20 protein-coding genes are annotated in these 24,421 nt (G+C 44.7%); 7 read left to right on the forward strand and 13 right to left on the reverse strand.

The window, feature by feature from the left end:
* Positions 1-109: 109 nt before the first annotated feature.
* From H7T88_RS05485 to H7T88_RS05515, 7 genes are all read right to left on the reverse strand, one after another.
* Positions 110-808: a hypothetical protein gene (locus H7T88_RS05485; RefSeq protein ID WP_221787525.1), complete on the reverse strand. Its 699-nt coding sequence runs from the start codon at positions 806-808 to the stop codon at positions 110-112.
* On the reverse strand, positions 805-1,683 hold the full coding sequence (locus H7T88_RS05490; RefSeq protein ID WP_221787526.1) for an ATP-binding cassette domain-containing protein: 879 nt from the start codon (positions 1,681-1,683) through the stop codon (positions 805-807). The genes H7T88_RS05485 and H7T88_RS05490 overlap by 4 nt, the downstream gene beginning before the upstream one ends.
* Positions 1,680-2,060, reverse strand: coding sequence for a GntR family transcriptional regulator (locus H7T88_RS05495; RefSeq protein WP_221787682.1), 381 nt, complete (start codon positions 2,058-2,060; stop codon positions 1,680-1,682). Before H7T88_RS05495 ends, H7T88_RS05490 begins: the two co-directional genes overlap by 4 nt.
* Positions 2,061-2,202: 142 nt before the next feature.
* Positions 2,203-2,373: an aspartyl-phosphate phosphatase Spo0E family protein gene (locus tag H7T88_RS05500; RefSeq protein ID WP_090921152.1), complete on the reverse strand. Its 171-nt coding sequence runs from the start codon at positions 2,371-2,373 to the stop codon at positions 2,203-2,205.
* 256 nt (positions 2,374-2,629) lie between these two features.
* Entirely contained in the window at positions 2,630-4,015 is a 1,386-nt protein-coding gene (locus tag H7T88_RS05505) for a helix-turn-helix domain-containing protein (RefSeq protein ID WP_312027583.1), read from the reverse strand.
* Positions 4,016-4,315: 300 nt separating this feature from the next.
* Positions 4,316-5,233, reverse strand: coding sequence for an aldo/keto reductase (locus H7T88_RS05510; RefSeq protein WP_090921150.1), 918 nt, complete (start codon positions 5,231-5,233; stop codon positions 4,316-4,318).
* A 194-nt stretch (positions 5,234-5,427) separates the two neighbouring features.
* A complete protein-coding gene (locus H7T88_RS05515; protein ID WP_221787527.1) occupies positions 5,428-6,318 on the reverse strand; it encodes a diacylglycerol/lipid kinase family protein in 891 nt (296 codons plus the stop codon).
* A gap of 262 nt (positions 6,319-6,580) precedes the next feature.
* Here H7T88_RS05515 and H7T88_RS05520 point away from each other — a divergent pair, with 262 nt between their 5' ends.
* Both H7T88_RS05520 and H7T88_RS05525 read left to right on the forward strand, forming a co-directional pair.
* Positions 6,581-8,074 carry a leucine-rich repeat domain-containing protein gene (locus tag H7T88_RS05520; protein ID WP_221787532.1) on the forward strand — a complete coding sequence of 498 codons (1,494 nt, stop codon included), beginning with the start codon at positions 6,581-6,583 and terminating at the stop codon, positions 8,072-8,074.
* Positions 8,075-8,351: 277 nt separating this feature from the next.
* Positions 8,352-9,692 (forward strand): glycoside hydrolase family 30 protein, encoded by a 1,341-nt coding sequence (locus tag H7T88_RS05525; RefSeq protein WP_221787533.1) that lies wholly within the window; start codon positions 8,352-8,354, stop codon positions 9,690-9,692.
* Positions 9,693-9,901: 209 nt separating this feature from the next.
* Here the strand turns inward: H7T88_RS05525 and H7T88_RS05530 are convergent, their stop codons facing one another.
* Positions 9,902-10,864 (reverse strand): endo-1,4-beta-xylanase, encoded by a 963-nt coding sequence (locus tag H7T88_RS05530; RefSeq protein ID WP_154889866.1) that lies wholly within the window; start codon positions 10,862-10,864, stop codon positions 9,902-9,904.
* Positions 10,865-11,118: 254 nt separating this feature from the next.
* Here H7T88_RS05530 and H7T88_RS05535 point away from each other — a divergent pair, with 254 nt between their 5' ends.
* Positions 11,119-13,425, forward strand: a complete 2,307-nt coding sequence (locus tag H7T88_RS05535; protein ID WP_221787535.1) for a 5'-nucleotidase C-terminal domain-containing protein — start codon at positions 11,119-11,121, stop codon at positions 13,423-13,425.
* A gap of 560 nt (positions 13,426-13,985) precedes the next feature.
* On the forward strand, positions 13,986-15,434 hold the full coding sequence (locus H7T88_RS05540; protein ID WP_221787537.1) for a DEAD/DEAH box helicase: 1,449 nt from the start codon (positions 13,986-13,988) through the stop codon (positions 15,432-15,434).
* A 196-nt stretch (positions 15,435-15,630) separates the two neighbouring features.
* On the opposite strand, the gene H7T88_RS05545 is transcribed toward H7T88_RS05540, so the two are convergent.
* From H7T88_RS05545 to H7T88_RS05555, 3 genes are all read right to left on the reverse strand, one after another.
* Complete coding sequence (locus H7T88_RS05545) at positions 15,631-17,040, reverse strand: DKNYY domain-containing protein (protein WP_221787539.1); 1,410 nt, start codon at positions 17,038-17,040, stop codon at positions 15,631-15,633.
* Between the two features lie 39 nt (positions 17,041-17,079).
* On the reverse strand, positions 17,080-17,856 hold the full coding sequence (locus H7T88_RS05550) for an SDR family NAD(P)-dependent oxidoreductase (RefSeq protein WP_221787541.1): 777 nt from the start codon (positions 17,854-17,856) through the stop codon (positions 17,080-17,082).
* A 106-nt stretch (positions 17,857-17,962) separates the two neighbouring features.
* Positions 17,963-18,739 carry an FRG domain-containing protein gene (locus H7T88_RS05555; RefSeq protein WP_221787546.1) on the reverse strand — a complete coding sequence of 259 codons (777 nt, stop codon included), beginning with the start codon at positions 18,737-18,739 and terminating at the stop codon, positions 17,963-17,965.
* A gap of 263 nt (positions 18,740-19,002) precedes the next feature.
* Between H7T88_RS05555 and H7T88_RS05560 the strand changes: the two genes are divergently transcribed.
* Positions 19,003-20,871 carry an AbfB domain-containing protein gene (locus H7T88_RS05560; RefSeq protein ID WP_221787547.1) on the forward strand — a complete coding sequence of 623 codons (1,869 nt, stop codon included), beginning with the start codon at positions 19,003-19,005 and terminating at the stop codon, positions 20,869-20,871.
* A gap of 133 nt (positions 20,872-21,004) precedes the next feature.
* Here the strand turns inward: H7T88_RS05560 and H7T88_RS05565 are convergent, their stop codons facing one another.
* The gene (locus H7T88_RS05565) at positions 21,005-21,469 is read right to left on the reverse strand and encodes a hypothetical protein (protein ID WP_154889859.1); all 465 of its coding nucleotides are present in this window, start codon (positions 21,467-21,469) and stop codon (positions 21,005-21,007) included.
* A 133-nt stretch (positions 21,470-21,602) separates the two neighbouring features.
* Here H7T88_RS05565 and H7T88_RS05570 point away from each other — a divergent pair, with 133 nt between their 5' ends.
* Both H7T88_RS05570 and H7T88_RS05575 read left to right on the forward strand, forming a co-directional pair.
* Positions 21,603-22,619: a S8 family peptidase gene (locus H7T88_RS05570; protein WP_260510732.1), complete on the forward strand. Its 1,017-nt coding sequence runs from the start codon at positions 21,603-21,605 to the stop codon at positions 22,617-22,619.
* A gap of 27 nt (positions 22,620-22,646) precedes the next feature.
* Positions 22,647-23,516, forward strand: coding sequence for a hypothetical protein (locus tag H7T88_RS05575; protein WP_154889858.1), 870 nt, complete (start codon positions 22,647-22,649; stop codon positions 23,514-23,516).
* Between the two features lie 195 nt (positions 23,517-23,711).
* On the opposite strand, the gene H7T88_RS05580 is transcribed toward H7T88_RS05575, so the two are convergent.
* Entirely contained in the window at positions 23,712-24,266 is a 555-nt protein-coding gene (locus H7T88_RS05580; RefSeq protein ID WP_221787548.1) for a GNAT family N-acetyltransferase, read from the reverse strand.
* Positions 24,267-24,421: the final 155 nt, after the last annotated feature.

Consider the following 24,421-nt stretch of genomic DNA (forward strand, 5'->3'; position numbering starts at 1 on the left):
ATACGTCCTCGTGTTTTTCTTATCCCTCGTGTCTAATTACTGGTGTGATTATTACTGAACATCCTCATTTGCGTTCCCCTAACGGCTTAAACTCTGTAATTCATCACAGTTAGTCTTTGCTGCCTTTGCGTACCAACGGAGCATGCTTCATCATGGGATAGGTGGACAGAAGCAGCGCGCCACCGATTACACCCAGCACCGTAAATACGAGCATTCGATTTTGATAGGCAATCCAGAGCGTGAATTGTCTCATATCTCCAAATGCAACCACCAGCGACAGCACCAGACCAAAGCCAAACAACAGAATCAGGAAATTACGCAGGCCCAGCCGAATACAGCAAACCGTCAAGAAAACAGATAGACCGAGTACCAAGAGCCCCAGCATCATGTCAATCCACAGGTATGGGAACACAAGATAACTCGAAGAATAGAGCATTCCCGGTTGATACAACGTGACCTGTAGCCATCCCCCGACATTCAGCAGATGAACAACCCCATAGATCACATGCAGAATGATCATCGTGCCCACAACCATACAGGCTCCCATCATATAGAAAGATTTCATGAATTGAATCCGTGTACTGCCCATACCAATGGCCACCGGGTAGAGTGTGATTAGACCCGCAATGGCAAAAGTACAGATCCCTCCATACATCGGCCCAAATAATTGTGAGGCATAACTGACATGAAACAGAAAACCAATCGCGACATAGACTGCTGTCAACCCAAGCGCAATGGATGTAAAGATCAGCATATATAAACGCATGTCATCTAAAATTAGCCGATTCGTTCCTTTTACTGCATTCATGCTCTCACCTCCTCCTTCCGCGTTACATTCACCAGATAATCCTGGAGCGTTGCTTTTTCAATGGAAAGCCCATGATGTTGAGCCTTGGCTACCCATTCCTTCGAATACATATCATCAATCATCACTTTGCCGGTTGTACCCATACGAGCAGAATCAATAATATTAGCACCTGCAGAGGCTATCTCCACATCTTGAATTAACCCTGTTAGAAGAACTCCACGTTCGCGCATCTCCTCCATGGGGTGATGATATAACACTTTACCTTGATGTACCACAATCAGGGTTTCACACAAAGGCTGTACCTCTTCGATATGATGTGTTGATATCAGAACCAGACGAGGGTTATCTTCATACGTTTCCAATAATGCTTCATAGAAAAGTTTTCGTTTCTCGGCATCGAGTCCATTCGTAGGCTCATCCATAATCGTCACACTGGCGTTACTGCACAGCCCCAGAATTATTTGAGCGGCTGTCTTCATGCCCTTCGAAAATTTACTCATTTTCTGTTTGGACGGCAGTTCAAAAACATCGATGAGCCGCTTGGCAAGTTGTTGATCCCATTGTGAATGGAAATGTGATCCGATGCTGACCAGATCATTCATTGTCCAGTTTTTACCGAGCGGATGATTCTCCTGGATATAACATAGATGCCCTTGAGCAGACAGATTATTGTACGGGTCCTGACCCATAATTTGAATGGTGCCACTGTCAGGGCGGTTGTGTCCGGCGAGCAGACTCATTAGCGTCGTTTTACCAGCACCGTTCCTTCCCCAAATTGCACCAATTACAGGTTCATTCTCATGCAGGGTGACACTGTTCAGAATAGAGGGCTTACTCTTTTGATAGCTGTAACATACCTGCTCCACATGAATCATATTTCACTCTCCTTATCCTTCTTACCGCGAATCAGATCAATAATCATGTCCTCATCCATCCGAATACGTCTGGCTTCTTCAAGTAAAGGTTTGATGTATTCTTCGTAAAAATGTCGCTTTCGTTCAACAAGCAAGGCTTCCCTGGCTCCTTTGGCAACAAACATTCCCACACCTCGCTGTTTGTATATGATGCCTTTGTCTACCAACTCCTGTAGCCCCTTTCGCGCCGTAGCCGGATTAATATTGTAAAAGCGTGAAAGTTCATTCGTCGAGGGAACCTGCTCCTCCACTCTCAATCTGCCTTCCACAATATCATCCATGATCATCATGGCGATCTGATGAAAAATAGGCTGGGATTCATCCAAGGTCGATTTCATCTGTTTCCAACTTTCATACATAATAATGATTTGCGTGTGTCTTATATGGGGGTCAATTTTTTCTTTTCTTAATTAGTTAGTCGGTTAGTTACTCATGTAACTAACTATAGTATACAAGAACATAAATGTAAATAGACCCTTGTTAATTGATCAACTTCTCCACACGGATTCGGTTATATTGGTTCAGGAGAGCGTCAAGGACTACGGATTGTCTGATCACTTCAGGATGAAGCAGACTGCCATATTGCAGTTGTATCTGATGTAGCTGTTGTCTCGCGTCTTCGATCTGTGATTTTAATTCCATACGATCCATAGCACCCCCTCCTTTTGTCATATTTTAGCTTATTATGCCAATCGGTAGTTTAATGAGGGTATGACAGATATGCTCTTCTATGCGTTACTGAACCGTTTATACATACAAAAAAGAACGCCTCTGAGTTATTCAGAAGCGTTCTGTGGCTCAGGCTTATGTCCCTAAACCGTGATCATTCGTTCGGTAGATTGGAGGAGGGGTATCTTCCTTGACTGGAGATGGCCCGGTAACGGTCGGCAGGATGTTCACCGCGATACTACAAGTAACTATCAGCAAAGCCAGTTTTTTCTTCATTGATTTTTTGCACCTCACCAATCAAGATTTTGTATTGCTGTATAGCAGTATCGGACGCGTAATCCCTGTATTGTTCGAATAGTCCGACACTTCTAAGCATACCTCGTCCATCACTAATTTCAATAGCAAATCTTAAGCTATCCAGAACAAAATTTAAACCTTGTGCAAAGTGATCCCTCTTCAGATAATACTTGCCCAATCCAGCCAATAATCGGACGTAACGATCATCCGTAACCTGCTTGCTGACTTTTCCAATTCGGTTCCGTTGCTCCTGATAAGTAAAATGCGGTGCATACTCTTCTAACACATCATCGATATCCATATCGTATCGATTCGCCGCAGTAACAATATCACATAGCGCAGGAAAGATCTCGTTCTCTTTTGTTGAAATGTAGGCCAGATACTGAGGAAGAATTTCGAACTGTCCAGCCATTAATTGATATATATAACGATTCCCTTCAGCCCATTCCTGAAATTGTTGAATAACAACCATTTCTTCATGATCCGGACCTTTGACCCAAGAGGAATCGGTGTATAACGAAACATATTTGAGGGCCATCTCATAGTTGTCTAAATGGAAATACGCACTTCCCGATGCCAAATAAGCATACATAACATAAAAAATGATAGGTCGTTTCGTTTCTTCCGCTTTCTTTCTCCCATTCAATTCATAGTGAATGGTTGCCTTCACCCGCAGTTTCTCTGATAACTCCTGCACCTTACTCCACCGATGAAGTGAGGCGAACGCATTAATCAATTCATTTAATGCATCCAGTTGATAGCGTTCATCCAGTCGATCCACATAATATTCAAATTGAGCCGCAATAATAACATTCCGCTGCTGATCATTCGACAGTCCGAGCTTGAACAGACGATACTGACAGAGCGCAAGCCGCTCGGAATGTTGCATCTTCTCACTTTCAGCGATTGTTTCATATAAGAGAGTTGCCGGTTTCCATTTACCAGCATGATAGAACTCCTCCGCCACATCAAATAACATCGGGATATACGAAAGATTATCCATCATCAGACGAACGACCTCTTCGATACAGTCCAGCTTATCCAGTTCAGCACATCGATGCAGAAAAGGGCCTAACCTCCGCCAATCCGGCGTTGCGTGCACAAAGCACTCATCAATATACAACTCATAGAAATGGCCCGCTGCAAGCTTCATAGCTACCGTAATACGGTCCAGCTGCTGCATGGAGATAGGTCGATTCTTATTCAAAATGTTGCTGAGTGTGCCAGAATTAATTCCGGACAGCTCTGAAAATAAACTGATCGACATCTGTTCACGCTTCAGATAGCTTGCTAAATGATCGCGTATCGTGGTTGTTGTCGGCTTCAAGGGAACACCACCCTCCAAAATAAAAACACAAAAAGCGAGATTACAGGTACATGCAAAAGTAATTATATGTAATATATACTTGCATTACAATGAAATAATTTCAACTAATTTGTATTAATTACATTTTAATCCTTTTAGAGCGATAAAATATGTATCTATATTTTATATCGAAATGGTCTGTTCTTCCAAGACCCAACTGCACAAAAAAACACGAGCCAGACAGGCTCGTGTCATTTGTCCAAATATCATTACGCATTCAGCGTATTTCACGGTGTTATTCCATACTCAATCTAATGTGACCTAAGGCAGTACATTCCCTGCAGCACGATAGATTTCATACCACTCTGGACGAGTGAGGTGAACCTCACCTGCTTTCACACAATCTTGCAGACGTCCAATATTCATTGTGCCTGTCACAGGTTGCATCTTGGCAGGGTGACGAAGCAACCACGCAATCGCAATGGTCGTATTGCTCACGTCATACTTCGCAGCGATCTCATCGATCTTTGCATTCAATTCCGGGAATTTCTCATTGCCAAGGAAGACACCCTCGAAGAATCCGTATTGGAACGGAGACCACGGTTGAATGGTAATATCATGCAGACGGCAGTAATCCAGAATGCTGCCATCTCTGTTCACCGCAGCGTCATTCTCCATATTCACGTTGATGCCGCTATCGATCATCGTCGTGTTGGTAATACTCATCTGCAGCTGGTTGGCTACCAGAGGTTGTTTGACATATTTTTTGAGCAATGCGATCTGGTTCGGATTCTGGTTGGATACGCCGAAGTGGCGCACTTTTCCCTCACGCTCCAATTGATCGAATGCTTCAGCTACTTCCTCCGGTTCAACAAGTGCATCCGGGCGGTGCAAGAGCAACACATCCAGATATTCTGTTCTTAGACGTTGCAGAATGCCATCCACCGAATTCAGGATATGCTCTTTGGAGAAATCAAACATACCCTTGCGAATGCCGCATTTGGATTGAAGAATCAAATTTTCACGAACCTGGGGATTCATCTGCACAGCATCGGCGAAAATCTCCTCACATGTTCCTGTGCCGTAAATATCAGCGTGATCGAAGAAATTCGCGCCTATTTCCATAGCAGAACGTACAAAATGCTCCGCGTCCTTACTGTCTAATGAATTGATTCGCATACAGCCTACAGCAACTACAGGCACATCGAGTGCACTGCTGCCCAGTTTAATGGTTCTCAAGATGTTTCCCCTCCATATTCAAAAATAGTTTGTGTGCATGAGACCCTGATACATATCCATATATGCATGTCCATGCCTGTCTTCCGTCTATGATTGTGACATATATCTGCAATCGGTTTCAATAGACTTTCCCCACATTTATATGGAGAAATGATTTGTTATAAGCAATACCGCCCAGCCTTGGGCAGTAATCGTTAATCTTTTTCCGGCACGATCACCTTCATATAACCAGGCAATACACGGATATCAACCGGTAAAGCAGGGCCTTCCTCTCCATCCACATTCGTACGAATGGTTTCGTCCGAGCGAACATGAACTTCTTTGGCTGTAAAATAGTGCACGTCCTTATGGTCCTTCAGATTGCCGAAGAACAAAGAAGTGCCTAAGGTCACGCTGTTGAATACACCGATATTTTGAATCACAAAGCAGTGAATCAGTCCGTCGTCTACCTCTGCATCCGGTGACAATTTTTCGAATCCTCCGACCGAGTTAGTAAGGGCCGCCACAAAAAGCGGTGACTCTCCTTCCCAGAATTGCCCGTCATATTCGATCTTCAGAACGTTTGCCGGTGTGTTTACCAGATCCTTCAATCCTTCTTTCAGATAAGCGAATGATCCCAGCTTTGATTTTTCCTCGGACGAAACAGAGAATAACGCCTCCGCCAAGGAGCCGGCAGCCACCACATTGGCAAACAGTCGCCCATTCACCATGCCGAGATCGACCAACCGGGTCTGTTCCGAACGTAACTGCTCGATCGCTTCCTCCGGGTCAAGAGAGATATGTAACGCCCTTGCAAAATCATTCACCGTTCCCAGTGGAACGATACCTAAAAGAGGACGATGTTCCTGGTCCAGCATACCATTAATCGTCTCATGTAATGTGCCATCTCCCCCGATCGAGATGACCAGATCACATCCATCTTTGCAGGCATGTAGACCGTAATGGGTAGCATCGCCTTCCCCGGCTGTTTCGTTCACCACTACTGCATATTGACTGGCTTCCAGAATAGACCGAACCTGGGATACATAATGCTCTGCTTTTTCCTTGCCTGACGACGGATTGCTAATGATCATTGCTTTCCTCATCGATACATCTCCCTCTCCGCATATAACCTCTGTACATCCTTACCCTTTTCATCAAGAGGTTGAATACAGGTGTGATGCAAATATGTTGATCACCATGCAAATTTTTATAATTTACACAAAGTTATGCTGAAAAAGTGCAGGGCATGGCCCTTGTCATATAGAATAAAAGTATAGATAAATAAACGTTATAAAATTACTGTTCCTATAATCCCAAGATGGGTTAATAAGCTAGAGACGTTATGATTTGGAGGGAAGGCATGTAATGAAGAGAATCACACTTGTATTGTTGATATGTATTCTAAGTATAGGTACGGCGGGGCAAGCGATGGCATACACCACCACGGATTCGGATCATTCCCTCATTAAAGATTCTGCGCTAGAGGAAGGACTCAAGCTAATTTTAAATATTCCTGTAGGTGAACACCTCACATCTAAAGATCTGAAGCAGCTTCGTGTGGTGGATCTGAGCAATGCAGGCATTCAAAGTCTTTCCGGGCTGGAACATGCCGTGAATTTGACCCATTTGCGTCTGTACGGTAATGAAATTACCGATCTCACACCACTGGAACACCTGACGGAGCTTCGCGAGATTGACGTCCGAAACAATTACATTACAACCATTCAGCCTCTTGCTGCATTACAGCAACTGGGACGTCTATATATCAGTAACAATTCGATATCCTCCATTGACGTTGTGCGAGAATTTCCCAGACTACATACACTGCATGCCAGCGGCAATCAGATTTTAAGCCTAAATGCTCTAACAGAGCTGCATTCGCTGAAATGGCTCGAAATCTCAAATAATGATATAACCGATCTTACACCACTTGCGGAACAGACTCAGTTGACGCAATTGAATGTGGCGAACAATCATATTTCGGCACTTGATGCTCTCACAGAGTTGCCAGATACCATGCATGAGCTGAATGTGGCAGGTAACCATATATCTCGCCTGGCACCCCTGAGCCACATGACAGAATTGCGGAAACTGGATATCTCGGGTAACCAAATCCAGCAACTGAGTGACATCGCAACATTAACAAACTTAACGGAGCTGAATGCGGAGTCCAATCAGATCTATAATCTGGAGCCGTTGCGCGAGTTAACCAAACTTAACGTCTTGAAGTTATCCAATAACCGGATATGGGATCTAACACCAATCTCGGAATTATCCTTCACACCCGATAACTCAGAAGTACAAAGCGTAGACAACATCTCTGCTTCCACTTCTATGTCCTTAAGCACATCAAATGTGATGACAGAGACGGCTACTGCCGGGCTTACTGTACATAACAATTATCTGGATGTGACAAGTGGCAGTCATACGATGCAATTACTGAACGAGATGAATGTCAGAGAGCAGAAGCGTACGCCGCAGGGGCGTTTTCAACGCCTGATCGAAGGATCTGCCACGGCATATGTGGGCGACCGTGCGTACGAACTTGATGCAGCTCCTTTTATTAATGAAGGCCGGACGTATGTGCCTCTTCGCTTTGTATCCGAGCATTTAAATGCTCGTGTGAACTGGAACAGCGGTACACGCGAAGCAGTCATTACCCAAGAGGATCAAACCATTCGCTGGGGCGTAAGCAACAAGCAGGTTACCATTAACGATGAACTCATCATGAATGATGCTCCGCTGTTAATGAAGGATGGCAATGCCTATGTTCCCATTCGATTTATTTCAGAGAAGCTTCATACAACCGTTGGATATATCGCCAAGAGTAAAACGATTCTGATCTTTGAAAACAAATAACCATATCCCCGCTGCATTGTTAGCGGGGATTTTTTCTGTATTCTGAGGAATAGGGTATATCGCGCTAACTATATGATGAGCCCTTAATTGTGGCCAACATAAGTGTTATGGGTGTAGTGAGCCACTCCCTCCCACTCCATAATGATTCATTTCCAAACGAACCACCTTGGATTAGGGTAAATATTGCACGGATTAGCACATCTGCTTTTGCAGTGGAAGTTGGTATACTAAACGTAATCAAGAGGATTACTCACCAGCCTACGAGGAGGATCATCATATGACATTTACGTTTAACGGATTTTCGACTACACCTACAGAGCCGTGGAACCAGTTATCTTTTTCAGTCACCAATGAAAGCGCTAACTTAAAATTAACCGGTGAACAGCATCAGCTTGTTGAAGGGTTCGGTGGTTGCTTCAATGAGCTTGGTTATTTGGCTTTGGCCCATTTAAGTGACGAGCAGCGACACGAAGTCATGCATTCCCTGTTCCACCCGGAAGGGGAACATCGGTTCACGATCTGTCGCCTGCCGATCGGCGCGAGTGATTATGCAGAGCAGTGGTATAGCCACAACGAAGTAGACGGAGATGTGGCCATGGACCATTTTTCTATCGAACGAGATTTCAAATATCTGATCCCTTATATCAAGGAAGCTTTGAGTTATAACCCAGATTTGCAATTATTCGCATCGCCATGGAGTCCGCCAACCTGGATGAAGTTCCCCAAAGCTTACAACTACGGAACACTGCGCTGGGAAAAGGACATTCTCGAAGCCTACGCTTTGTATTTTGTGAAGTTTGTTAAAGCCTACCGTGAAGCGGGCATTACAATTCATCAGGTACATGTGCAGAATGAAGTGATCGCAGATCAGAAGTTTCCTTCCTGCATGTGGACAGGCGAGCAGCTGCGTGAATTTATCGCTGATTATCTAGGGCCGGCTTTTGACAAACATGGGCTGGACACCGAAATTTGGCTGGGTACGATTAATGCGCCTGATCCGTGGGAAGAACTGATGAAAAAGAAAACAACCGGATTCGATGAATATGCCGGACTGGTGCTCAGCGATCCCAAAGCCTACTCCTATATCAAAGGAGTCGGATATCAATGGGCAGGCAAACACGCCATTCAACGTACCGTAGCAAGTTATCCGGAGCTTCGTTACATGCAGACCGAGAATGAGTGCGGGGATGGGAACAACTCTTGGAACTACGCCAAGCACGTGTATAACCTCTATCAGCACTATTTCAGTAATGGCGTCAACGCCTATATCTATTGGAACATGGTGCTTGAGCCTAAAGGACGTAGCACATGGGGCTGGGAGCAGAATTCAATGATCACTGTTGATCCTGCAAGTAAGGACGTCACTCGTAATCCAGAGTATTATGTCATGAAACATTTTGCTCATCATATCGTTAACGGCGCTCGCCGGCTGGGTCTGTCTGGAGCATGGAGCGGCAAAGCCGTTGCTTTCCGCAACCCGGATAACAGCCTCGTTATCGTTGTTAACAATCCGTTCCCGGATCGCCGTGACCTTCACTTGACGTTCGCCGAAGGACACACGGTTCATGTGCAGTTAGAAGCCGATTCCTTTAACAGTATGGTGATTACAGCGAATTAAAACACCGTATGAACGGCAAGAAACGCAAACATGGCATGATACTGATGCAAGTTAAAAGATCCTGTCCCACATCGTAGTAGGACAGGATCTTTTTTGAGGGGATAATGCATGTTAACTGATTTCAAACGGGTAGAGTGAATCCATTCTGCCTGTGATTGTACTTTTACTAAAGTTTATACAAATGCCCACTCCAAGGTCTGTACCTGGGCTTATGGATTGTTCGCCATGTAGGTTTTCAGCCACTGCATTGCAGGACGCTCTGTGCCATTGCTTCTTACCAGGTGGGAACCACTAGTCCAAGTTTGGTTTTCGTTGTAACCCCACAGCGTAACACCTTTAACAGCCGGGTGCTTCCACAGTACAGGGAACTTCTGTTGGTAACGTTGCAATTGGGTATTGTCATCGCCAGTCATGTCCAGCTCAGATACATACACTGGAAGGCCTGTTGCTTGCAGTTTGTTCAGAACAGTGTTCATCGTGTTCACAGATACATTGTCCATATTGAAGTAGTGCGCTTGAATACCGATGCCATCAACGAGACCTCTGTTTTTCAAAAGGTTGATGATTTGGATATATCGATCTGCCTTCGCAGGGTCACCGATAATGCCGTATTCATTGATCAGCAACTTGGAATTCGGGAAGGCTTGTCTTGCTTGTTGGAATGACCAGATGACCCAATCCCAGCCCGTCTGTCCATCTCCACCAATCGCATTGTGGAAGGCTGGCTTTGCATGCAACGGCTCATTGACTACGTCAACAAACTCCGACTGAGAGTAGCGTTGTCCTGCAGCTCTGATCCATTGAATTACTTCGTTTCTCTGATCTGTTGCAGAAAGGCCATTCATCCAGTTAGGTGCCTGATTTCCCCAAACAAGGGTGTGGAATTTGAAAGGCATTTTATTGTTTTTCGCATAGTTGTAAGCCATATCTGCCTGGCCCCAATTCATCACATTACGCGTACCTTCTACCGCACCCCACTTCGTGGAGTTCTCCGGCGTCACCTGATTCCAGTACGGACTGAAATTGTTTGGTACCTGGTTAGCTATAATATTCCCCAAGAATTTACTGCCTTTAGCCAATCCGGCACTGACACTGCCCACCGCGACTGACGCGGCCAGCACACCTGCCAGAGCAAGCGTACCTACCGTCTTAAACCATTTGGACTTCAACATAATATTCCTCCTTGGTTTGGTTTATTTTATAAAGCGCTTACAAGGACATCATAATGGATAATTTTGGTTTTATACACATATAAAACATACTATTTACTTTGAAAAGTATACTTCCTATTGCTTTATCTTTTTTCTCTGCTTTACGCAACTGTATCGGACATATATGTTACATCAGCGTTTACATTGCGTTGATGTTTCTCTAGTATGGAATGATACATATCATTACAAATATTCAAACACAAAGGGGATTACACATGCGCACACATGGTTTAAAACGTTTTGCTAGTTGGTCATTATCCATTCTATTAGGCACTTCCCTGTTGCTCGCGCCGCTCGCTTCGGAATATGCTCACGCAGCTGAAGCAAATCCAGAGACTAAGATTACTTTGCTTGGCACATCTGATATTCATGGTCGCTTTATGCCATGGGACTACGCACTGGACGGCCCCAACCCTGCCGGAAGCATGACACAGCTCTATACGATGGTAAAAAAGGTTCGTGCTGAGAACCCTAACACCATCCTGCTCGATGCGGGAGATATGATTCAGGACAACTCAGCTGAGCTGTTCAATGATCAGCCCCAGTCACCGATGATGGTGGCCATGAACGAGATGAACTATGATGCCTGGGTTATGGGGAATCATGAATTCAACTTTGGCCTGGACGTGCTGGAGAAAATCTCTTCTCAGTTCAAAGGCCAGGCGCTTGTCGGTAACATTTTCAAAGAAAACGGCGACCGTTACATGCCTGCATATACCATTATTGAGCGCGATGGTATCAAAGTAGGCGTGATTGGTATGAACACCCCGATGATTACTGAATTTGAAAAAGGAACCGATCACCTGGATGGTGTCATTGTCAAAGACCCTGTAGAAGAGACTCGCAAAGCCATTGCTGAGCTGAAAGGCAAAGTGGATGTGATGGTTGGTCTCATGCATATGGGACTGGATAACGAGAACGGCAAACCGGGAACCGGCGTCACGGACATCGCCAATGCCAACCCGGAACTGGCTGCTATTTTTGCCGGACATATGCATCAGCTGATTGAATCACAGACTGTAAACGGCGTGCTGATCTCTGAACCCAACAAATATGGTACACACATGTCACGTATTGACCTGACATTTGCCAAAGAGGACGGCAAGGTTGTGTTGAAGAGCAAGGAAGCCAAGGCACTCGCTGTCAAAAAAGCAGACGGCACTTATGAAGTTTCCGATCCTTCTCTGGAAAAAACACTGCATCCGTTCCACGAGTTCGCTCGTGCCGATGCTAATATCGTGGTCGCGGAACTGAAAGGAATGAATCTGGTTCCGGCGGATGAGATCAAAGGCATCCCTGCCGTGCAGATTCAGGAAACGCCGCTGTCTGATTTTTTCACCGAGGTCATGCTCCATTACAGTGATGCTGACGTTGTTGCCCATCAGATTGATAATGACAAAGCCAAGCTGGACGTTGGCCCGATCAAGAAAAAAGATATTGCGTTTAACTACCAGTACACTTTTGGTGAAGTGACGGTATATGAAGTGACCGGACGAGATCTTAAGGATTACATGGAATGGTCTGCGGGATACTTTAACTCCACTCGCCCAGGGGATGTAACCATCAGCTTTGATCCGAAGCGACGTGCTTCCAAGTACAGCACCGATGATTTCTTCGGCGGTGTGACCTATGAGATTGATCTGACCAAGCCATATGGCAGTCGAATCACGAATTTGAAATACACTAATGGAAAAGCCGTTCAGGAGGGTGATACGCTCAAGCTCGGTATGAATGCTTATCGGATGGAAGCACTCATTGCCAAAGGCGGGGCGCTTGAAGGACGTAAGTTCAAGCAACTCTGGTCCTCCAAGGATGCTTCAGCCTTTGGTGAGATTCAAGGCACGATCCGTAATCTGTCTATCGCATATCTGAAAGACGTGATGAAAGGTGTCTACGAACCGAAGATTCAGCAACATTGGAAAATCACTGGTGTAGACCTGACTGCACCGGAGCGTGCAGATGTCGTGGAACTGATTAATGCTGGCGTTATGACTGTGCCGACAACGGAAGATGGCAAGTACACCAATATTGCCTCCATTAATATTTTGGATGCTGTAACTTCGGACGAGATTGAAGCTCTCTCTTCCAAAGCAGGGATAGATGCAGCACAATTCAAAGGCGTAAAAACGAAAGGTGCTTTCTACCAGAATTTGAACAAGGCTCGCAAAGCAGTAGAAGGTAAAGACAATGGCGGGGGTTCCCCATCTCCAGCAAAGCCGAACCCAACTTCGGTTCCTACACCTGGAGCGCCAAAACCAGGTACTCCGAAACCAGGTAAACCACCTGTTTCTTCGGACAATGGTAAGCCAAGTGTCACAGCTCCAGGCAAACAAGCGAGGGTTACAGCCACTCATCTGAATGTACGTGCGGGTGCATCCTCCAAATCTAAAGTGATTACTTCCGTACCACAAGGTACGATACTTGAAGTAGTTAGCATAGGCCATGCCTATGGCTGGGTCAAAGTGAAGCTGAATGGACAGATGGCATACGTTTATGGCAAATATGTAAGCATTTCAAAATAACACTGTATGTATCAAGGCGGTACACCCATGTAATGATGGAGGTATCGTCTTTTTCTTATTATGGGTTCACTTTCGAGGAAGCTCTCTTTGGAATGATACAAATCGTTTCACGTGGAACGTTGCACATCTAACGATCTCCAGAAACGCTATTTAAGCGATTTTACGCGTTTTTATTTTCTAACGATCTCAGGAGAGCTTATTTGGGCAAAATGAAGTGAGATCGGATGTTCTTATCGTATTTTCAGCAAAATAAGCTTTCTGGTGATCGTTACAATTTCAGAAAGCCCTATATCGTTCAAATAAGCTCATCTGAGATCGTTAGAATAATGCGGGTGCGGACAATGACCGTAACTACCTTCACCGGTATATAGGGGTGCTCCGATATTCAGAAGGTGAGTCTCTTTATTTTCCACGCGCTTCCCGTGCACATAGAGTATAATAGGCAGGTATATGTTACATGTACGGTGCAATGCTGGTAAGTAAGATCATTCACATGGTTACCGAGACCAAAATAACGTGAGCAGACTGCATTTCAAAACTAAAAGCAAAAGAGGTAAACGATGAGTAAGCAGTATTTTAAAGATTATGGCTTGGGGGAAGAGATCGTCAAAGCACTGGACAGCCTGGGTTACGAGAATCCCACCGAAGTTCAGACCCGTGTTATCCCCGTTGCTCTTGAGAATCAAGACCTTGTTGTGAAATCACAGACAGGCAGCGGCAAAACAGCCGCATACGGTATACCGCTCTGCGAACTGGTGGACTGGAACGAAAATAAACCGCAGGCTCTGATTCTGACTCCAACACGAGAGCTGGCCTTGCAGGTCAACGAAGATATCACCAACATTGGTCGCTTTAAACGTATCAAAGCAACTGCGCTGTATGGACAATCTCCTTTTCACATTCAAAAAGCCGAGCTGAAACAACGGACCCATGTGGCTGTGGGCACACCAGGCCGAGTATTGGATCATATTGAACGGGGCACGCTGCCGCTGGATCGCATCGCATATCTGGTCATTGACGAAGCAGATGAGATGCTGAACATGGGCTTTATTGAGACGGTACAAGCGATTATTCAGGCGTTACCGCAGGAACGGACAACCATGCTGTTCTCCGCAACGTTCCCGGAAGATGTGGCGAAGCTGTCCCGTCAATACATGAACACTCCTGTAGAAATCGAGATTAAGGCTAGCGGACTGACTACAGCAACGATTGAACATGCCGTGATTCGCACGTCGGAAGTGAACAAAACTGCACTGCTTCAGGACTTGTTGATTACAGAAAACCCGGACAGCTGCATTGTATTTTGTCGCACACAAGAGAATGTCGATAAGCTGTTCCGCGTGTTGGCTGATTTGGACTATCCGGCAGATCGTATCCATGGCGGTATGGAGCAAGATGAGCGAATTGAAGTGATGAATGCCTTCAGACGAGGACAATTCCGTTATCTGATCGCCACTGACGTTGCCGCACGTGGAATTGACATCACGAACATCACCCATGTCATCAATTATGATATCCCGCTTGAAAAAGAAAGCTATGTACACCGCACAGGCCGCACGGGCCGTGCAGGTAAAACAGGAAGAGCCTTCACCTTGGTCACGCCAAAGGATGGCAGACGTCTTGCAGAGATCGAATCCTACATTGGATTTGAGATTCCTGTGGTCAAAGCCCCTTCAGAAGATGAGGTAGATCGCTACCGGGAAACATTCGAGAAACGCCTCAAGATCGCACCTGAGCGCAAAAAGGACAAGCGTGAGCAGTTGAACCAGCAGATCATGAAGCTGAACTTCAACGGAGGTAAGAAGAAGAAACTTCGTGCGGTTGACTTTGTAGGAACGATTGCGAAGATTGAAGGCGTAAGCGCGGACGATATCGGGATTATCACGATTCTGGATAACGTGACGGATGTGGAAATTCTGAATGGTAAAGGACCGCTCGTGCTGGAAGTCATGCAACATACTACGATTAAACGTATGCAGCTTAAGGTACGTAAAGGTCACAAAAATTAACGAAGAAGCAACGAAACAACGAACAACGAAAGAAGAAACAAATCCATTTCTTCGCTTATGAATCAAATCAAAACCAGGGATAAAGACTTTTAAAGTCTGTCCCTGGTTTTTTATCTACATATAACCAATGCCATTCCATCTAGGATGGCTATAGATCTTATCTCATTTTTAAATCCCTACACCGTAATATTCAGATCTACTTTTTCTTCTTACGCACCGCTCCATCGTGGATAGAATACCGAAACAGCTTATCCTCCGCGCTACCTTGATCATTCGTCACCTGAAAGGTCTCCGCATCCGCCGTTTTGTATACCCCTCCTGTCACAAAACTGAATACGGCCTGATCATCCTTGCCCCAATACCTGTTTAACATGACAAAAGATGCTCCATCGATGCCTTTTACGGTACGTTTGCCATTCGCATTATACAGACTATTTCGATCCTTGGCCCAGCTCTGGGGATCAGCTTCGAGCAAATGAGTAAAGCTAGCACGATCTATCTTTTTATTGACTATGCCCCAGAGATATACCTGATTCGCATCTACAGCCCAACTACCAGATGGTGTGAGTACTTCAAAAGTTGCCGCATCCGCTCCCTTGATCCGTTGAAGTACATCATCAGGATGACCGAAAGGCTGACTCGTACGCGCATACTGCGCGTGATATACATGATTCTGATCCCTGGAAAAACCCAGATGCTCCGTACCGCCTAACACTTCAAACGTTAGTGCATCTGCTCCCTCAACACGATACCCGTTATAATAAACATGCTGCTTGTCTCGACCAAATCGGCCTCCAAGTGACTCGAAGCTCTTCGGATCTGCTTCACGGATGATACGGCACTGAAAATAAACCCAATTCCGATCACGCGCAAACTGTTCGTCTAGCGGTTCAAATGAACTTCGATCCGCACTGCGAACCAAATGGAAGGTGTCTTTAGCATCTCGCCTGTACCCACCGCCGGACTCTGTCCGATAGAATACGGAGGTAGCCGTGGCATACCAATCCCCCGTAAGCTGCATCGCATCATCTGCATGATGAGCGTAGTTAGTCCGCCACCAGCCCGGTATATCTGGGTAATGCTCCCGGAGCCAATCTACGATCTCATATTTATATTCATTGGCGTAACGAAGGCCGCTCGACAAGTGAAACAAATGATCCAGATCCGTACAGTAATCATGCCGCGCAATGGCTGAACTTGTATCAATTTCATCGAACACATGAAAATGCTGGCTGTCTTTGACGTATAGTTGATGTTTATCCTTTGCAAAATAAGGCGTCCCTGGCAACAGCTCAAAACTGCCTGGATCGGAGGGAGAAACGGGCTTGTCCTCCAGATAGACATGCTGCGAATCAGAACTGTAATCCTCGTGCACGACATGGAATGCTTCCGTATCTTGACTGAACAAACTGGCCTTGTTCGTACGTGCATTGAACCACCATATACCCTGATAATCTTTTAGATAGGCAAATGTCAGCCAGCCGTTGGGGTAGGTCGATAAGACTTCGAAACCATCAGCAGTGATCCCGCCTTTGACCAGAACCGCCTCTCCGTTCTCTTTCTGCAAGACCACTAGAGCATTCGCATTGATCACAAAGCGATCCATAACCGTTCCTCCTTCAATCCATGGCTATATCGTCAGAAATTATAAATGAGAGCCACCACTGGCATCCAGACATTGTCCTGTCATCCAGCGACTATCCGCCGAGGCAAGAAATGCAGTGATATCAGCCACGTCCTCGGGCTCTCCCCAGCGATTCATTACAGAGAGCCCGGCTGCGTACGCCTGTCCCTGTGGGTTCGCAAGTGTTCCTGCATTCATCTCGGTGTTAATGATACCCGGTTGTATGGCGTTAACCCTGATCTGGCGGCTCCCCAGTTCTTTAGCAAGCAGCTTCGTGAACGTATCCATGGCCCCTTTGGTCATACTATAAGCAAACACTCCTGGGGAAGCTACACGTGTAACAAAAGAGGAAATGTTGATGATGCACCCTCCATCCCGAAGCCGAGAGACGGCCTGCTGTGTCACAAATAGAGGTGCTTTTACATTAATTCTCATGACATCTTCAAAAGATTCTTCCGTCGTTTCCTCCAGGCTAAGGATCTGTCCTATGCCAGCGTTATTGATCAAAATATCCAACTTGCCTTCTTGTCCGTGCTTCTGAACAGCAGCATCAACCTTGGAAAACAATGCATGAATGCCATCCAGCGTACTTAAATCAGCTCCGATGGCCTGCCCCTGTCCACCACGGTCTATGATGTGCCGCACCACACTCTCCGCTTCCGCCTGCCTTGTTGCAAAATGCACAAGAACGTATGCCCCCTCCTGTGCCAGGCGGATCGCAATACTTCGGCCAATACCTCTGCTCGCACCTGTTACTAAGGCTACTTGTCCTTCCAGTCTTCTGCATGTCTCGTTCATAACGTCATCCCCTTCAATGAATAATCTGACCTTCTCAAAGGCTCAGGACAGTTATATCACGAGACGACAATCACAATCTTGCTCTTATATTCGGGCGATACCTCAATCACTTGTACAGTCCCAAACGGTGATGAAGCTGCTCTCGAATCTCTGTTTGATTGAGTACTTTAACGATCAGCGCAGGCGTGTACTGCTGTTGCATGATTTCAAAAGAAAACTCCGGACTGCACGATGAGGGAACCGTCTGAAACAACTGATAGAAATATAGGCCATTCGGTTCGTCTGAGCCTCTATACTTATACGGTGCCTGATAAATCAGGTAAGGCATTTGGGCCAGATCAGGCTTGTGAAATCCCTTTTTATCGTGATCCGACAACAGACTTATCCATCGCGGGTCATCGCCCATATCCTCAATCAAGTTATAACGAGATGACTTCATTTCCACATTCTCCAATATTAGTTCAGTCACATCGGCTGTATTCTCTCTCGCAAAACCATATACGTACCCTGCCTGACTCGGCTCCTCGCTATGATCGGTGCGGCTCAAACAGGCAAAGTACAAAGCGCGTAGCGGAGACGCTGTAAGTTCGAGCAAGTTCGTAGGCAGACCCTCATGGTGACACCAGGCTAACACATGCTCGCGCTCCCACTCTCCCGCTTGATCTGCCATATCTCGGACATAATCATTTACTGCATCCACATAATATTCCGGGTTATCTCGAAGCAATCGCGCTATTCCTGATCGAAGTAAAGGCGAGGATTGAGTGGCATATCGCCTGTTTTCTCCGCGATAATAATACCCCTCCTGACCATTCGGTAACTCTTCGATCATCGCTATATAGTCTTCTACCGATTTCATCTCATAGCATACGGCATCATTCATAGCAATCTAGCACCTCCAGCACCTATATGTGTTTATCCTTCATCTTCCTACAAACATACTACCATTTACATACGACTTCATCTGATCTTTGGCTTCATATCACGGACAATTGGGGCAGAATTCATGCTCTTTCCGCTTATACTCCATCAGATGTTGCTATGTTCAGCAATCTCTGAATTGTTCACTTGCTAAATATTGTAAATCAACTACAATAGATTTGAAAGCGCTTTAATTATTCTCTAATCTATATGGAGGTGTACGTAATGGGGAAACGTAAGACGGTCTGGCTTCTGGTTTTCACACTCGCATTAACGATGTTTGGTCTACATCCTGAACGAAGCAACGCGGCAAGTGTAGCAATTACCAATGGTACCGATTGGCTTGATACGGCTGGTAATCCCATTCATGCCAACAGCGGTAACATCCTGCAGGTAGGCTCAACGTATTATCTGTATGGTGAACACGCGGTGGGCGGTAAGTTTGACAGCGTGAACGTCTACACCTCAACGGATTTGAAAAATTGGACCTTCAGCAATGCCATCTTGACCAAAGACTCCGCGACGGAACTCGCCTCCAGCAAGATTGAACGTCCCAAAGTGATCTATAATGTCTCCACCAAGCAGTATGTACTCTGGGCTCATTATGAGAACGGTACAGATTATAATCTCGGCCGCGTTGCGGTAGCCACAAGCAGTACACCCAACGGCAAATTTACGTATGAAGGCAGCTTCCGCCCGCTTGACTATGAATCTCGTGACATGACTGTTTTTGTGGATACGGACGGCACAGGTTATCTCGTAACGGCCTCCCGTAAAAACGGCGGTGCGAATGATACGATGGCTATTTTTAAAATGAATGCAAGTTATACAGGGATACAGTCGTTCGAAGGATGGTTGTTCGAGAATGCATACCGAGAGGCCCCGGCTGTTGTGAAAAAAGGAAACCGCTACTACCTCTTCACCTCCCAAGCGGCCGGCTGGTATCCGAATCAGGGTGCATACGCTACAGCTACTTCAATGACCGGGCCATGGTCTGCACTAACGCCTTATGGCAACCCGTCTGCCTTCGGCTCCCAGATCCATGATATTGCCACGATTCAGGGCAGCAGCACCACTTCGTATATCTATATGGCGGATCGCTGGAATCCGATGAATCTGGGCGAGCATAAACATATCTGGTTGCCCCTCACGCTGAATGACGGCAATGGAACGGCATCGCTGGAATGGTATACCACATGGAATATTGATGCGGCAACAGGTCAGATCACGTTACCTGCTCTCGTCAATCATGCCCAAGGCAAGACAGCCTCCGCTAGCTCGACGGCTTCTGGCTCGTCGCCTTCCCTTGTCAATGACGGTAACTATCAGACCTCGTGGGTGGCTTCCTCCAACAGTTGGCCTGCATGGTGGCAGGTCGATTTTGGAGCACCAAAGACCATTACGGAGATAGATACTTCGTGGTTTATGTATAAAGGTTCCGAGGGATATTACAAATACAAAATCGAAATTAGCAACGATGGTGTAAACTACTCCACGCTGGATCGCACCAATAATCTGACATATGGTTTCACCACGGATGCGGTGCATTTCACGGCCCGCTATGTGCGAATAAATATGGTTAACGCTGTATTGTGGAACAATCCGGGCAACTGGTACACCCCAACACTGCATGAAGTCAAAATGCTGGGCCCATCCACGCCTGAAGCTACAGGCTACAGCCAGTTCGCTTCACACAATGTACCGGATCGCATGATCCGTCACGCCAACTATGTTGCTCGCATTGATGCAAATGTCACCCCCGCTCTGGATGCCCAGTTCCGCGTTGTACCGGGTCTTGCCAGCTCTACAGGTGTTTCGCTGGAGGCAATCAACTACCCTGGTTATTTCCTGAAGCGTAATGCGAGTAATAAAATTGTACTTGAAGCCTTCACAAACACCACTGCATATAAAGGCGATGCCACGTTCCTGATCAGCCCCGGCTGGGCAGACGGCACCAAAGTATCTTTGCAATCCTACAGCCAACCGGGATATTACATCCGACATTATGATTATGTCTTGCAACTGGATGCCGTGAATGCCGCCAGCAATACGACTACAAAAGCAGATGCTACGTTTGGGCGATTGAATTTGTAGTCTGTATCGAAAGCCTTTGAATAAATGATTGATGAAAGTGATCCACCATAGATAAAAAAGCCGAAGCACGGGATTAGTATACTTCGGCTCTTTTTACTTTGCAGTTTTGTAACTATTTTTCCTGCTTCAAGAATCAACTTTTTATAGTGATACACCAGCTTTCATTAAGAACGACATCCAAATCAGATAGAGTAATCGTAGAGAGGGAAAAATTCTTTTTTAGTATGACTTCATCCTCATTATCATAGCCAAACCATAGATGCCAGATTTCCAAGTTCGTTTTTTTATCGAGTGAGGTTATATATTGATACAAATCCTTTGTTAAACTGATATGAGGAGCATCAAATTTATAAATATGAGTCAGATCCGTATACTTACTCATGATCTTTAAAGCATATGGAGCCCTATCTATATGGAAACGATTAGAGGCTTCTGGATCTCCATAAAGCACCTTTGCATTTTCATTCATCTCTTTCCAAGGAATCAAGCCATCCGGAACATTCATCCTAATCATATCGCCAGCAGTCAAAATCTCTTGCCCACGAAGTTTAACCTCAGGGATCGGACGATCAGACGCTATGTAGTATTCAAAGCTCATCTTGTACTCCATCCTTCCTTCATTAGCCTCATTATGATTCTATTACAATTTTAACAAAATATTCAATATATAAATGTTAATATATAAAATTTTACTGTATTTACATAATTAAATTTATTAAATAATATTACTTTTGGAATTAATTTTAAAAACTAGAATAAAGCGAGGTGAGTTTATAATAAAAAGAAAGTGGATATTACTTCTTATTTTTTCTGTTATTGTAACATCTATATTCTTTATTTTAAAACTTAGTGAGGAGACTAAGCACTCTTTTGTTGTACTTACTAATCAAGAAGTTGAAAATCTAGATTTCAGTTCACAATTTGAACCTTGGGGAGTTTCCTACATAAAGTCTAGTTCTCACTTTTCGAAAAATGTTAATAAGAAAAGAATAAGAGTTGCAATTATGGATAGTGGTGTAGATAGCAAACATCGAGATCTTGAAGGAGTCTACATATCACATTATAATGCTATCTCTCCCCACAGTAAGGAAGTAGATAAGCTGGGCCACGGCACTGCTATAGCAGGTATTATTTCAGCAAATGACAACGGAAAAGGTATTATAGGGATATCCTCCAATGTAGAGATTATCTCTATAAAGGTTCTAGATGATGAAGGAAAAGGCGATTTAAACAGCTTTGTAAAAGGAATTGAATGGGCAATTAAAAAGGATGTCGATATCATTAATATGAGCTTTGGAGTTAAACGGGACGACCCTCGTTTGAGAAATGCTATTGATGATGCCTCAAAAAAAGGAATAATTTTAGTGGCAGCAGCAGGTAACAATCCAAATATGCACACTCAATTTCCAGCAGCTTACGAAAATGTGATTTCCGTTACCGCTATTGATCACTTAGAGAATTCGTATCCCTATGTCTCGTTGGGAAAAATTGATTTTAGTGCTCCTGGGGTCAATATTCTAACTCTAAAGACTGACAATGAATACCATGTTTTTGATGGCACGTCATTTGCTGCCGCTCATGTTACTGGGTTTGTTGCTAATCTTCTATCAACTAAAGAGTTTTTAAAAAACGAGAACATGATTGAACATATCAAAAATGAACTTCTTCTCATGTCAAAAGATCTCGGAGAACCTGGATATGATCCAATCTATGGCAATGGTTCCTTGTCTTTCGATGAAAACAAATAATGAAAATTATTGGAGGCTAAAAAAATAATGAAAAAAACTCTGAATAAATCAATCATTGCAAGTTTACTTGCGTTTGTTATGACATTTTCACTCGCTTTCCAAGCTCACGCGCAAGAAACTAGAGTATCTAATTTCTCTTCGGAATCCCAATCGGATATAACTATTCTGATTGATAACGAAGAAAAGATGGTTGTAAGTGCTACCATCCCGGCTATAACTCCTAATAATTCCTTTGCTAAGATAAACGCCTTAACATCTGAGTATGATGTTACTACTGATATAACTGGAACTATGACAATAGATAAGAATGTTAAATCAATGACATTGGTAACAAATGAGAAATCAGAAATCAGCTCAGCTAATCAACGCACTTACGATGTTAACATTCACGAAATCAATTCGTTAGGGGACATTCATGCGACTTTTACAGATCTAGAAACAAATCAAACTTACACTATTGAACAAGATAAATTCCAAGCATCGTTTGCAATTCAGCTTGGAATTATAGTTGGCGAAAAGGTGATAGCAGGGTTGCTTGCAATTGGTGCTATCTTAATTGTAACAAATGAAACTTGGGCTTCAGTAATTGAAATAAGAGAGACGTTGAGACAGAAAAACCACGAATACTATCAAGCAAATATAATGGGCGGCCAGTTATATGTGGGACCTGCTATCGATTTAGCTTCAGCTTCAGCTAGACTGATAAACCCTATGTTTTCAGCTGCTGCTCAAAATGTTTGGTCCACAACTAGGCTAGGAGCTGAACGAGTGGCAAGAACAGCCGGTGGTGGAGTAACACCAGTAGGTCCAGAATTAAATGTGGATAAAATCCCAGGATTCTATTACTATGCACATTATCATACATGGAACCGAGTAGGCGGACATTCATTCTTCTAGGCCATAGTGCTCAAGTTCCTATTCCCCTTCTAAGGGAATATGTAGATGTCTCAAAGCCCTTAGAAATATTGGCAAAATGTCGTTTCATATTGATAAAGTCCAACAAAACCGAAGCTCCATCTTGCTTCGGTTTTGTTGGACTTTTCCATTGATGTAGCCCTTTCAGATAACTAGGGAGCAAGCCCCCCTCCCTATCTATATGCTGAAACGAAAGATTAATTTGCGTCCATCCTCGTCTGCATCTGCGGTTATTGCAACGTTCTCCTCATACAATCCTTGCGTATAATTCGCTACCGTCTTGCGCCAGAAATGCTGACCCGTTTTGTTTTTCTCCCCTGGATTGGTGAATATCTCCCAGTTGCCTTTAAACATAGCGAAGATCGTTGCCGCCGCCTTCTCCGCGATACCCATTCCCCGATACGGCTGCAACAGGAAGAATTCGTGCATGAAAAAATCAATACCCGGTGCACAGTGAGGCGGTGTTGCCACCATTGCAAATCCAGCAGGCCTATCCTCAGCCATGATCAGAAAAGGATAGAGACAGCCCGGCTTTTCCCACCATATATTTTGCACATCATATTGGTCGTGTAATGTTCGGTAGTCAGAACTCGCTTCGTAAATACCATGTATATTCGGCCGATGTCCCTCCTGCAGACCATAATGTCCTGACAGGTCATGCAGGTATAACGGATACATGTTTTTGATGATATACGCCTTGTCTGGATTCGTCAGTTCCACTTGGATATTCATGTTTATCTAAATCACCGTTCCTTCCACTGGTTCTATATAAGTAAACGTGCCCTCTGAACTCTATTGTACGAATGCTGGGGGTGGACAGATATGTAATATTCGTTTTCTAATCATTCTGTACATCCACATGTCTACTCATTGAAAGAACATAGTAA

This window comes from Paenibacillus cucumis (ex Kampfer et al. 2016), assembly GCF_019748695.1.
Classification (GTDB): domain Bacteria; phylum Bacillota; class Bacilli; order Paenibacillales; family Paenibacillaceae; genus Paenibacillus; species Paenibacillus polysaccharolyticus.